Source organism: Streptomyces sp. NPDC058663 (assembly GCF_042716745.1).
Taxonomy (GTDB): domain Bacteria; phylum Actinomycetota; class Actinomycetes; order Streptomycetales; family Streptomycetaceae; genus Streptomyces.
The window spans coordinates 1-11,747 of sequence record NZ_JBHXRV010000096.1; the positions used below are offsets into that span (position 1 = coordinate 1).

Here is an 11,747-nt window from a genome sequence, read left to right on the forward strand (position 1 = left end):
GGGCGCGGGGCGCGGGGCGCGGGGCGCGGGGCGCGGGGCGCGGGGCGCGACCGGCCGCCCGGCTTTCGGGCGTCCCGGTGCAGCCCCGCCCCCAAAGCCTGCCCCGCCCCTGGCACCCGGGCCCCGGCCGGGCGGGCCACCCGGGTCTGCCCCAGCGCCCGGACGGGACGGGCCGGCCGAGTCAGCCCCGGCCCCCAGCCCCAGCGCCCGGATCAGCCCCGGCCCTCAGTACCCGAGCCAGGACGGGACGGGCCGCCCGCGTCCGCCCCGGCCCCCAGCACCCGCGCCGGAACGGGACGTCCGAGTCCGCCCGGGCCACCGGCGTCCCGCCGCGGCCTCAGCGCCCGGTCCGGTCCGCGGCCTCAGGACCCGGTCCGGTCCGCGGCCGGGCGGGACGCGCGGGTTCTGCCCCCTGCTCCTACGGCTCGCCCAGTTCCTCCAGCATGGCCGCCCGCAGCCGCAGCGTGCCCACGAGCCGCTGGAACGCCTCCGACCAGTACCCCGCTGCCCCCGGGGTTGCCCCTTCCGTCTCTTCCGGGGTCGTGGTCAACACCTCCAGCCGATCCGCCTCGCCCGGGTCCAGGCACCGCTCCGCCAGTCCCATCACCCCGCTGAAGCTCCACGGATAGCTGCCCGCGTCGCGCGCGATGTCGAGCGCGTCGACCACGGCCCTCCCCAGCACCCCCGACCACGGGACCACGCACACCCCCAGCAGCTGGAACGCCTCGGACAGTCCGTGGGCCGAGACGAACTCGGCCACCCATTCGGCCCGTTCCGCGTCGGGCAGTGTCGCCAGCAGCTTCGCCCGCTCGGCGAGTGAGGCCGTCCCGGGGCCGGCGTCCGGCGGGAGGGACGCGGCCCCGAGCAACGCCCTGGCCCATGCGGCGTCGCCCTGGCGGATCGCTGCCCGGCACCAGGCCGCGTGCAGCTCCTCGCCCCAGCCGTCGGAGACGGGCAGGGCGACGATCTCCCGCGCCGTGCGCCCGCCTAGGCGCTGCGGCCAAGCCCCGAGCGGCGTGGACTCCACCAACTGGCCGAACCACCAGGACCGTTCGCCCCGGCCTGCCGGCGGCTTGGCGACGATCCCGTCCTGCTGCATCGCGGCGTCGCACTCATGCGGGGCCTCCACCGCGATGCCGCTGCCGTCGCCGGTACGGTCCAGGCCCACGCAGGAGGTGGCGCGGTCCGCCATCCGTGCGGCGAACGCCGACGCCGGCAGGGCGGAGAGGAGTTCCGCCGCCACGGTCCTGACGTTGCGGCTCCGGTCCGACAGGGCGGCCTCCAGGAACTCCTCGTCCGCGGGGCCGAGCCCGTCCCGCAGCGAGTCCAGGAACATCAGCCGGTCCTCGGCCCGCTCCTGGTTCCAGGTGGAGGCCAGCAGGGCGCGCGCGGCCGGCGGGCAGTCCGCCCGTACGGCACCCAGCAGGCCGACCCGCTCGGCGAACAGCCCCTCCTCCCACAGGGCCCGCACGGCGTCGGCGTCCCGTACGTCGGGAAGCGCCGCTCCGCCCGGAGTGCCCCGCAGGGCGAACTTCCACTCCGGGTTGAGCCGGGCCAGCCACAGCCCGCGCGACCCCGCGAACTCCAGCGCCTGGGGCCGCAGATCGGTCCGGGCCCTGGCCGCGTCGAGCAGGGCGGGCAGGAGCGCCGACGGCGCCTGGAAGCGGCGCTGATTGGCGGCGGCGAGCCACTGCGGCAGCAGCTCGGTCAGATCGGGCGCGCTGCCACGCCGCCCGCCGGACTGGGCGGGGCCCGAGCGGTCCGCCAGCAGGAGAGCCAGCCGGTGGTGCGCGGCGGCCGGCAGCGGGGGACGGTCGTCCGCGGGCGCCGCCGCCACCGGCGCGCCCGCGACGGCCGGGGTCAGGGCGGCGCGTCGGCGCACGGTGTGCACCGCGGCTGAGTCCAGGAGGGTGCGGGGCGCACCCCTGGGGCCGGTGGCGGCGGGCGGGCGGCGGTCGGTGCCGAGCAGGGCGGAGGTCAGCAGGTCCTCCCAGGCGAGGGCAACGGTGTCGGTGGCGTGGGTCATCGGTATCCCTCCAGGTGGCGCGGGCGTCCGGTCAGACGAGGGGGACGGGAGCGGGGGAGTCGGCGGACCACGTGGTCAGCGGGTGGAAGCCCCGGTGGCCGACCTCACCGAAGAGGGTGACGGGCGCACCGCCCGACACCGCGGCTAGTTTCCACAGGCCGGGTCTGCCGAGGGCGGCAGACGCGACGGGGAGGGCGAAGGTGCCCTCGGCGTCGGTGAGCTGCCAGCCGTCCGCACCCGGCACCGGTATCACCCCGGCCAGCACGACCGGCCAGGCCTCCAGCCACGGGTCGTCCCGCAGCGCACGCCCGTAGGCCTCGACCGCCTCGGTGACGCTGCCGCCCGGCGGCGGGCCCGGCACCGCTTCCGGCGGCCCTAACTGTGTCCCGAGGCCGGCGCGCAACTGCCCCGCCCCGCCGTGCGGCAGCAACTCGGCACGCACACCGAGCCCCACCGGAAGACTCGTCTCCGGAGCACGTCCTGCCGCCCCGAACGACAGCACCAGCGCAATGCGCTCCGACTCCTCCCCGTAGAGCCAGATCCGGCGCGTGGTGATCTTGCTGTCCGCCTGGTCGTACTGGGCGAGCACCAGCCACCGGTCGCGGACCGCCGGGCCCTCGGGCGAGGACGGCAGACCGACCCTCGTCCGGACCGTCGCGGCCAGTGCTTCCGGCAGCCGCTCGCGGCCCAGCCAGGCCTCGTCCAGCAGGTGCAGCAGCGCGCACTCCTCCAGGAGCCGTACCGGCCAGTGCGGCCCGGACGCCGGCACGGACCCCAACTCGCGTGCCCGTGCCGCCAGTCCGGGCGCCTGGGCGTCGACCATGCGGGCCGCGGTCTCCTCCCACAGGGCCGCCCCCGTCCGCTCAGTGGCGGCCAGGCCGCCGCGCAGCAGGTCCGCGAGGCGCTGTTCCAGCTCCGTGGCCCCCGCGGTGATCCTGGCCTCCCGCCGCTCGGCACGCCGTCTGGCCGCCGCCGGATCAGCCGTCCCCGCCCCCTGTGCCGGGCCCTCCCCGCCCTCTTCTCCCTTCGCCTTCGCCCCGGCCCCGGCGGCCCGCTCCCGACGGCCCCGGATCCACTCGGCCGCCCAGTCCGGCGGTTCCGCCGCCCCGGCCACCGCGGTGTCCTCCGCCGCCCAGAGCAGCAGCAGCCCCAGTGCGTGCTTGCAGGGGAACTTCCGGCTCGGGCAGCTGCATTGGGAGGCCGCCGCTCCCTCCGCCAGATCGACGGCCGTCCGGTACGGCTTGCTGCCGCTGCCCTTGCACTGCCCCCACAGCACACCTCCGCCGTCGCACCCCGCGTCCGACCACGGCCCGGCGATGCCGAGCCTGCTTCCCGCTTTGCGTGAGGCGGCGTCAGGAGCCAGTGCCAGCACCTGATCCGCCGTCCAGCGCACCCCCAGCTGATTCATGTCTCCGACCGTAGACGCCGCCACTGACAATCGCTCTGACCTGCAGTCAGACCGGGATCCGTGACGTTCGAGAGCCCGTGCGGGGCGTGCAGTCGGGCCGGGATCCGGTCCGTTCCGGGGCCCGTGCGGGGCCCGTGCGGGGCGTGGAGATGTGTTTTGACTTTACCTTCTCTTTGCGATTGGCTGCGAGTTCTCACACTTCTCGAAACCGGGGGCTCCTTCCCATGATCCGCACTGTCCGCACCACCGTCTGCGCCGCCGCCGTCACCGCTCTGCTGTTCTCCCTGGGTGCCTGCGCCCAGGCCGAGAAGGCCGTCAAGGACGGCGCCTCCGAGGCCGCGGACGTCTCCAACAAGGAGCTCGACAAGATCGACGAGGTCGACAAGGCGCTCAAGGCGACCTTCGAGGTGACCTACGAAGTCAGCGGCAAGGACGTCGCCTCCATCGAGTTCGCCGGAGGCGGGGGCACCGCGACGGCGCCCAAGAACGAGACCGTCAAGAAGCCGGCCCTGCCCTGGAAGAAGACGGTCACGCTGAAGGGCCTCATGCCGCCGGCCGTCATCCCGACCACCGACAAGGTCGTCGCCGCCCCCGACATCAGCTGCAAGATCATCCACAAGGGCAAGGTCCTGAAGGAAGCCTCCGGCGAGAAGGCGATGGCCGGAGGCTGCATCACCGCGGCGCCGATCGGGAAGTAGCCCCCAGGCGGCTTCCCGGCCCCCCGCGAGCGAGCCCCGTCCACTCGCCCACCCGTCCGCCCACCCGGCAGCCGCGGACGGCTGCCGGCCCTGCGGGCGGCCCTCGCGAACCGGCCCGGAGGCCGCTGGCCGGCCCCGAGGGCGGCTCTCGTGAAGTACCCCTGCACACCGCCCCATTGGGGTCTGACCTGCGGCGACGCTTGATTGTCAGTGGCATGGTGCACCGTGGAGACCACATCCGGGAAATCTGGAGGGGGATTCCATGACCACGCCTGCAATCGACACGAACGGCCCGTCGCACACCGGCACTCCGGACGCCGGGGAGGCGAACGGGACCGAGGCCCTGCGGCCGCATGCCGAGGACGCCTTCGCGGGGGAACTGAAGGCGCTGGCCGCGGCCGACGACCGGCCGCGGCCGGCCAGGTGGCTGCTCTCCCCGTGGGCCGTGGCCACCTATCTGCTCGGCGGCACGCTGGCCGACGGCACGCTGATCACACCCAAGTACGTGGGCCCGCGGCGCATCGTCGAAGTCGCCGTCACCACCCTGGCCACGGACCGCGCCCTGCTGCTCCTCGGCGTCCCCGGCACCGCCAAGACCTGGGTCTCCGAGCACCTGGCCGCAGCTGTCAGCGGCGACTCGACCCTGCTCGTCCAGGGCACAGCGGGCACCCCGGAAGAGGCCATCCGGTACGGGTGGAACTACGCCCAGCTCCTCGCCCACGGACCCAGCCGCGAGGCGCTGGTGCCCAGCCCCGTCATGCGGGCGATGTCCGAGGGCATGACCGCCCGCGTCGAAGAACTCACCCGCATCCCGGCGGACGTGCAGGACACGCTGATCACGATCCTGTCCGAGAAGACCCTGCCCATCCCCGAGTTGGGCCAGGAGTGCCAGGCCGTCGGCGGGTTCAACCTCATCGCCACCGCCAACGACCGTGACCGCGGCGTCAACGATCTCTCCAGCGCCCTGCGCCGCCGGTTCAACACGGTGGTCCTGCCGCTGCCCGCGACCCCGGAGGCCGAGGTCGACATCGTGTCCCGGCGGGTCGACCAACTGGGCCGCTCCCTCGACCTGCCGGGCGGCGCGGACGCGGTCGACGAGATCCGCCGGGTCGTCACCGTCTTCCGCGAACTGCGCTCCGGAGTCACCGAGGACGGACGCACCAAGCTCAAGTCGCCCTCCGGGACGCTGTCCACGGCCGAGGCGATCTCCGTCGTCACCGGCGGGCTCGCCCTGGCCGCCCACTTCGGCGACGGCGTGCTCCGCTCCGCGGACGTCGCCGCCGGAATCCTCGGCGCGGTCGTCCGCGACCCGGCTGCGGACCGGGTCGTCTGGCAGGAATACCTGGAGACGGTTGTCCGCGAGCGCGACGGCTGGAAGGACTTCTACCGCGCCTGCCGCGAGGTGGCCGCATGACCACGACCGCCGTCTCCGTACCGCAGGGCCCCTGGCTGCTGGGCGTACGCCACCACGGGCCGGGTTCCGCCCGGGCGGTGCGCGACGTGCTCGACGCCGCGCGGCCCCGCGTCGTACTGGTCGAGGGACCGCCGGAGGGCGACGCGCTGCTGCCGCTCGCCGCCGACCCGCGGATGCGGCCGCCGGTCGCCCTGCTCGCCCATGTGCTGGACGACCCCGGGCGGGCGTCGTTCTGGCCGCTGGCCGAGTTCTCTCCCGAGTGGGTCGCGATCCGCTGGGCGCTGGCACACGACGTACCGGTGCGTTTCATCGACCTGCCCGCGGCGCACTCACTGGCACTGCGCGACGAGGAGGAGCGGGACGGCGAAGGGCCGGAGACCGGGGAAGAGGGCCAACAGCCGCAAGGGGCGGCGGAGCTCGACGTGCTGGCCGTCGACCCGCTCGCCGTGCTCGCCGAGTCCGCCGGGTACGACGATCCGGAGCGCTGGTGGGAGGACGTGGTCGAGCACCGGGACGGCGGGGGCGGCAACCCGTTCACCCCCTTCGCGGCGGTCGCCGACGCCATGGCCGCACTGCGCCAGGAGTACGGGGACGGGGGTCACCGCCGCGACCCGGTGCGCGAGGCCCACATGCGCCTCCAGCTCCGGGCGGCGAAGAAGGAGTTCGGGGACTCGGTCGCCGTGGTCTGCGGGGCATGGCACGTGCCCGCGCTCACCCGCAAGCCGCCGTCCCTCACCGCCGACCGCGCCCTCCTCAAGGGCCTGCCCAAGGTCCGGGCCGAGCTGACCTGGGTGCCCTGGACCCACCGCAGGCTCGCCCGCCGCAGCGGGTACGGGGCCGGCATCGACTCGCCGGGCTGGTACGGCCATCTCTTCGGGGCGCGGGACCGGCCCGTGGTGCGCTGGATGACCAAGGTCGCGGGACTGCTGCGGGAGGAGGACCGCCCCGTCTCCTCCGCGCACGTGATCGAGGCCGTCCGGCTCGCCGAAACGCTGGCCGTGATGCGCGGCCGGCCGCTCGCCGGGCTCACCGAGACGACCGACGCGGTGCGGGCCGTGATGTGCGACGGGTCCGACCTGCCGCTCTCGCTCGTGCACGACCGGCTGGTCGTCGGCGACGTACTCGGCGAGGTCCCCGACAGCGCCCCCGTCGTCCCGTTGCAGCGCGACCTCACCCGGCAGCAGCGCACCCTGCGGCTCAAGCCGGAGGCGCAGGACCGGGAGCTGGACCTCGATCTGCGCAAGGACACCGATGCCGCCCGCAGCCGCCTGCTGCACCGGCTGCGGCTCCTCGGCATCGACTGGGGGGAGAGCGCCCAGGTCCGGGGCAGCCTGGGGACGTTCCGCGAGGGGTGGCGGCTGCGCTGGGAGCCCGAGCTGTCCGTGCGGGTGGCGGAGGCGGGCATGTGGGGCACCACTGTGGCCGCAGCCGCCACCGCGAAGGCGCAGTCGCAGGCGGTGTCGGCGACCGCGCTCGCCGACATCACCGCGCTGGCCGAGCGGTGTCTGCTGGCCGGCCTGGCGGACGCACTCCCGGTGGTGATGCGGGCCCTGGCCGACCGGGCGGCGCTGGACAGCGATGTCGGACACCTCGCCCACGCATTGCCCGCCCTGGCCCGCACCCTGCGGTACGGGGACGTGCGGGGCACCGGCACCGAGGCGCTCGGGGAAGTGGCGGCCGGCCTCGCCGAGCGGATCTGTGTGGGGCTCCCGCCCGCCTGCGTGGGGCTGGACGCGGACGGTGCCGCCGAGATGCGCGGGCACGTGGATGCGGTCCACTCAGCGATCGGCCTCCTCGACGCGGTGGGCGGGGCCGACGGCCCCGGGGAGGCGGCCGGCGATGCAGGGGAGACGGCCGACAGCCCACGGGAGGCAGCCGACGCACCCGGCCTGCGGGAGCGCTGGGCCGGGGTGCTGCACCGGCTGGCCGGGCGTGAGGCGGTGGCCGGGGTCGTACGGGGGCGGGCGGCGCGACTGCTGCTCGACGACGGCCGGCTGGCGGCGGACGAGGCCGCACGGCTGATGGGGCTCGCTCTTTCGGCGGGTACCGCGCCCGCCGACGCGGCGGCGTGGATCGAGGGCTTCGTCGGCGGGGCGTCCGGCTCGGGCATGCTCCTGATGCACGACGAGCGACTCGTCGGCCTGGTCGACGGCTGGCTCGCCGGAGTGCCGCAGGATGCCTTCACGGACGTACTGCCGCTGCTGCGAAGGACGTTCTCGGCGTACGAGCCGGGCGTGCGCCGCACCCTCGGCGAACTGGTCCGGCGGGGCCCCGCCGCCCCGGGCGCCACCGCCGCGGGGAGCGAAGCGCCGGCCCCCGGCTTCGGCACCGCTCTGGACACGGAGCGCGCCGACGCCGTACTGCCGGTCCTGCACCTGCTGCTCGGCATCGGCCCGCAGCCCGCCCCGGCAAAGACGGCTCGCCCCGAAACCGGGGCCGCCACGCCCGCCACGCCCCCGCGACACGGCACGCCCCGCGTGCCCCGCAAAAACGACGATCGACAGCACCACGACCAGGGGGTGGCAGCGCGATGACCGGACTCACGACAGCGGACACACACGACGGGACAGGCGTGGGAAACGGGGCCGGCGGGACAAGCACTACAAGCCGGCCGGGCGCTGCGGACGCGGCCGGGCAGGCCGTCGACGAGCGGTTGCGGCGGTGGCGGCTGGTGCTGGGCGGCGACTCCGCCGACGGCACAGGCTGCGCGCTCAGCGGCAGGGACGCCGCGATGGACGGCGCGCTCAACGCCCTCTACGGCGGCGACGGGGCCGGGCGCGGCGGACGTACCGGCACCAGGGGAGGCGACCGCTCCGCCGGGCTCGGTGCCTCCGCACCCTCCGTCGCACGGTGGCTCGGGGACATCCGGACGTACTTCCCCAGCTCCGTCGTCCAGGTCATGCAGCGCGACGCCATCGAGCGGCTCGGGCTCTCCGCGCTGCTCCTGGAGCCGGAGATGCTGGACGCGGTGGAGGCCGACGTCCATCTCGTCGGCACCCTGCTCTCGCTCAACAAGGTGATGCCCGAGACCACCAAGGAGACCGCCAGGGCGGTGGTGCGCAAGGTCGTCGAGGACCTGGAGAAGCGGCTCGCCACCCGCACCAGGGCCACCCTCACCGGCGCCCTGGACCGCAGCGCCCGGATCAGCCGCCCCCGGCACCGTGACATCGACTGGGACCGCACGATCCGCGCCAACCTGAAGAACTACCTGGAGATTCCGGGGCAGGAAGGCGCCGGGACGGTCGTGCCCGAGCGGCTCATCGGGTACGGGCGGGCTTCCCAGTCCGTCAAGAAGGAGGTCGTGCTCTGCATCGATCAGTCGGGCTCGATGGCCGCGTCCGTCGTCTACGCGTCCGTCTTCGGAGCGGTGCTGGCCTCCCTGCGCGCGATCGAGACGCGGCTCGTCGTCTTCGACACGGCCGTCGTCGACCTCACCGAGCAGCTGCACGACCCGGTCGACGTGCTCTTCGGCACCCAGCTCGGCGGCGGCACCGACATCAACCGGGCACTGGCCTACTGCCAGTCGCGGATCACCCGGCCGGCCGACACCGTCGTCGTACTGATCAGCGACCTGTACGAGGGAGGGATCCGTGACGAGATGCTCAAGCGGGTTGCCGCGATGAAGGCGTCAGGTGTGCAGTTCGTCGCACTGCTGGCCCTTTCCGACGAAGGCGCCCCGGCCTACGACAGGGAGCACGCGGCCGCGCTCGCCGCCCTCGGAGCCCCCGCCTTCGCCTGCACCCCCGACCTGTTTCCCGAGGTCATGGCGGCGGCGATCGAGAAAAGGCCGATACCCGTGCCGGACACTGCGTGACACCAACCAGGGCGGCGAGTGGCACTCTGTGACAGGTATCACCGCTCCGGTGTGACCTGCGATTTAGGGACCCACGTCCCTCGGGGATAACCTGCGAGACGGACATGCCGCGTACCGACACCGTGTACGCCTCCCTCTGTGACAGCGCCGTCACGTTGCCTTCGCGGCACGCCCATCGCATTGAACGCAACGCGATCACCAGAACCCGCGATCAGAAAAGGGACGGACGCGCGTGGACCTGTTCGAGTACCAGGCGAGGGACCTCTTCGCCAAGCACGGTGTACCGGTGCTGGCCGGTGAAGTCATTGACACGCCTGAGGCGGCGCGCGAAGCCACCGAGCGCATGGGCGGCAAGTCGGTCGTCAAGGCGCAGGTGAAGGTCGGCGGCCGTGGCAAGGCCGGTGGCGTGAAGCTCGCCGCCGACGCCGACGAGGCAGTGGCCCGGGCCACCGACATCCTCGGCATGGACATCAAGGGCCACACGGTCCACAAGGTGATGATCGCCGAGCTGTCCCCGGAGATCGAGGCCGAGTACTACGTCTCGTACCTCCTCGACCGCACCAACCGCACCTTCCTGGCCATGGCCTCGGTGCAGGGCGGCATGGACATCGAGGAGGTCGCGGAGAAGACCCCCGAGGCGCTCGCGAAGGTCCCGGTCAACGCCGTCGACGGTGTGGACATCGCCAAGGCCCGCGAGATCGTGGCCCAGGCGAAGTTCCCGGCCGACGTGGCCGAGGGTGTCGCCGAAGCCATGGTGACCCTGTGGGACACCTTCGTCGCCGAGGACGCGCTCCTCGTCGAGGTCAACCCGCTGGTGAAGACCAAGGACGGCCGCATCCTGGCCCTGGACGGAAAGGTCTCTCTCGACGAGAACGCCGACTTCCGCCAGCCCGGTCACGAGGCGCTCGAGGACAAGGCCGCAGCCAACCCGCTCGAGGCTGCCGCCAAGGCCAAGAACCTCAACTACGTGAAGCTGGACGGCGAGGTCGGCATCATCGGCAACGGCGCCGGCCTGGTCATGTCGACCCTGGACGTCGTCGCGTACGCCGGTGAGAACCACGGCAACGTGAAGCCCGCCAACTTCCTCGACATCGGTGGCGGTGCCTCCGCCGAGGTCATGGCGAACGGCCTGGAGATCATCCTCGGCGACCCGGACGTCAAGTCCGTGTTCGTCAACGTCTTCGGCGGCATCACCGCCTGTGACGAGGTCGCCAACGGCATCGTCCAGGCCCTGGAGCTGCTCAAGTCGAAGGGCGAGGAAGTCACCAAGCCCCTCGTTGTGCGTCTCGACGGCAACAACGCGGAGCTGGGTCGCAAGATCCTCTCCGACGCCAACCACCCGCTCGTGCAGCGCGTGGACACCATGGACGGCGCGGCCGACAAGGCCGCCGAGCTCGCCGCAGCTGCGAAGTAAGGAAGAGGGACTCCAAACACCATGGCTATCTTCCTCACCAAGGACAGCAAGGTCATCGTCCAGGGCATGACCGGTGCCACGGGCATGAAGCACACCAAGCTCATGCTGGCCGACGGCACCAACATCGTCGGTGGCGTGAACCCGCGCAAGGCCGGCACGTCCGTCGACTTCGACGGCACCGAGGTCCCGGTCTTCGGCTCCGTCGCCGAGGCCATGGAGAAGACGGGCGCGGACGTCTCCGTCCTCTTCGTGCCGCCGGCCTTCGCGAAGGCCGCCGTCGTCGAGGCGATCGACGCCGAGATCCCCCTCGCCGTCGTCATCACCGAGGGCATCGCTGTCCACGACTCGGCCGCCTTCTGGGCGTACGCGTCGGCCAAGGGCAACAAGACCCGCATCATCGGCCCGAACTGCCCCGGTCTCATCACCCCGGGCCAGTCCAACGCCGGCATCATCCCGGGCGACATCACCAAGCCGGGCAAGATCGGCCTGGTCTCGAAGTCCGGCACGCTGACGTACCAGATGATGTACGAGCTCCGTGACATCGGCTTCACCTCCGCCGTCGGCATCGGTGGCGACCCGGTCATCGGCACCACGCACATCGACGCCCTCGCGGCGTTCGAGGCGGACCCGGAGACCGAGCTCATCGTCATGATCGGCGAGATCGGCGGCGACGCCGAGGAGCGTGCGGCCGACTACATCGCGAAGAACGTGACCAAGCCGGTCGTCGGCTACGTCGCGGGCTTCACCGCCCCCGAGGGCAAGACGATGGGCCACGCCGGCGCGATCGTCTCCGGTTCGTCGGGCACCGCCCAGGCGAAGAAGGAGGCCCTTGAGGCCGCCGGCGTCAAGGTCGGCAAGACGCCGACCGAGACGGCGAAGCTGGCGCGCGCGATCCTCGAGGGCTGACCCCCTCCCCGGCGGCGCCCGCGCGTGCCCGCTGATCGCACCACGCGGAAGGCCCGCACCCCAGAAA

8 protein-coding genes are annotated in these 11,747 nt (G+C 73.4%); 6 read left to right on the forward strand and 2 right to left on the reverse strand.

The genetic code is table 11. The annotated features are described in order from the left end of the window. Positions 1–418 precede the first annotated feature (418 nt). On the reverse strand, positions 419–2,026 hold the full coding sequence (locus tag ACFWVV_RS37210; RefSeq protein ID WP_384358859.1) for a DUF5691 domain-containing protein: 1,608 nt from the start codon (positions 2,024–2,026) through the stop codon (positions 419–421). 31 nt (positions 2,027–2,057) lie between these two features. After that, positions 2,058–3,434 (reverse strand): SWIM zinc finger family protein, encoded by a 1,377-nt coding sequence (locus ACFWVV_RS37215; RefSeq protein ID WP_384358857.1) that lies wholly within the window; start codon positions 3,432–3,434, stop codon positions 2,058–2,060. Positions 3,435–3,658: 224 nt separating this feature from the next. On the opposite strand from ACFWVV_RS37215, the gene ACFWVV_RS37220 reads away from it, so the two are divergent. The 6 genes from ACFWVV_RS37220 (at position 3,659) to sucD (ending at position 11,680) form a co-directional block, all read left to right on the forward strand. After that, positions 3,659–4,132, forward strand: coding sequence for a hypothetical protein (locus ACFWVV_RS37220; protein ID WP_384358856.1), 474 nt, complete (start codon positions 3,659–3,661; stop codon positions 4,130–4,132). A gap of 262 nt (positions 4,133–4,394) precedes the next feature. Continuing rightward, a complete protein-coding gene (locus tag ACFWVV_RS37225) occupies positions 4,395–5,546 on the forward strand; it encodes an AAA family ATPase (protein WP_384358854.1) in 1,152 nt (383 codons plus the stop codon). Further along, positions 5,543–8,080: a DUF5682 family protein gene (locus ACFWVV_RS37230; RefSeq protein ID WP_384358852.1), complete on the forward strand. Its 2,538-nt coding sequence runs from the start codon at positions 5,543–5,545 to the stop codon at positions 8,078–8,080. Before ACFWVV_RS37225 ends, ACFWVV_RS37230 begins: the two co-directional genes overlap by 4 nt. After that, a complete protein-coding gene (locus tag ACFWVV_RS37235) occupies positions 8,077–9,360 on the forward strand; it encodes a VWA domain-containing protein (protein WP_384358850.1) in 1,284 nt (427 codons plus the stop codon). The genes ACFWVV_RS37230 and ACFWVV_RS37235 overlap by 4 nt, the downstream gene beginning before the upstream one ends. Before the next feature lie 232 nt (positions 9,361–9,592). After that, a complete protein-coding gene (gene sucC, locus ACFWVV_RS37240; RefSeq protein ID WP_384358848.1) occupies positions 9,593–10,774 on the forward strand; it encodes an ADP-forming succinate--CoA ligase subunit beta in 1,182 nt (393 codons plus the stop codon). 21 nt (positions 10,775–10,795) lie between these two features. Then, on the forward strand, positions 10,796–11,680 hold the full coding sequence (gene sucD, locus ACFWVV_RS37245; protein ID WP_384358846.1) for a succinate--CoA ligase subunit alpha: 885 nt from the start codon (positions 10,796–10,798) through the stop codon (positions 11,678–11,680). Positions 11,681–11,747 lie beyond the last annotated feature (67 nt).

Bases quoted from the DNA above. Each gene is read 5' to 3' on its own strand.
- ACFWVV_RS37210 (WP_384358859.1), bottom strand. From the start codon at position 2,026: ATGACCCACGCCACCGACACCGTTGCCCTCGCCTGGGAGGACCTGCTG.
- ACFWVV_RS37215 (WP_384358857.1), bottom strand. From the start codon at position 3,434: ATGAATCAGCTGGGGGTGCGCTGGACGGCGGATCAGGTGCTGGCACTG.
- ACFWVV_RS37220 (WP_384358856.1), top strand. From the start codon at position 3,659: ATGATCCGCACTGTCCGCACCACCGTCTGCGCCGCCGCCGTCACCGCT.
- ACFWVV_RS37225 (WP_384358854.1), top strand. From the start codon at position 4,395: ATGACCACGCCTGCAATCGACACGAACGGCCCGTCGCACACCGGCACT.
- ACFWVV_RS37230 (WP_384358852.1), top strand. From the start codon at position 5,543: ATGACCACGACCGCCGTCTCCGTACCGCAGGGCCCCTGGCTGCTGGGC.
- ACFWVV_RS37235 (WP_384358850.1), top strand. From the start codon at position 8,077: ATGACCGGACTCACGACAGCGGACACACACGACGGGACAGGCGTGGGA.
- sucD (WP_384358846.1), top strand. From the start codon at position 10,796: ATGGCTATCTTCCTCACCAAGGACAGCAAGGTCATCGTCCAGGGCATG.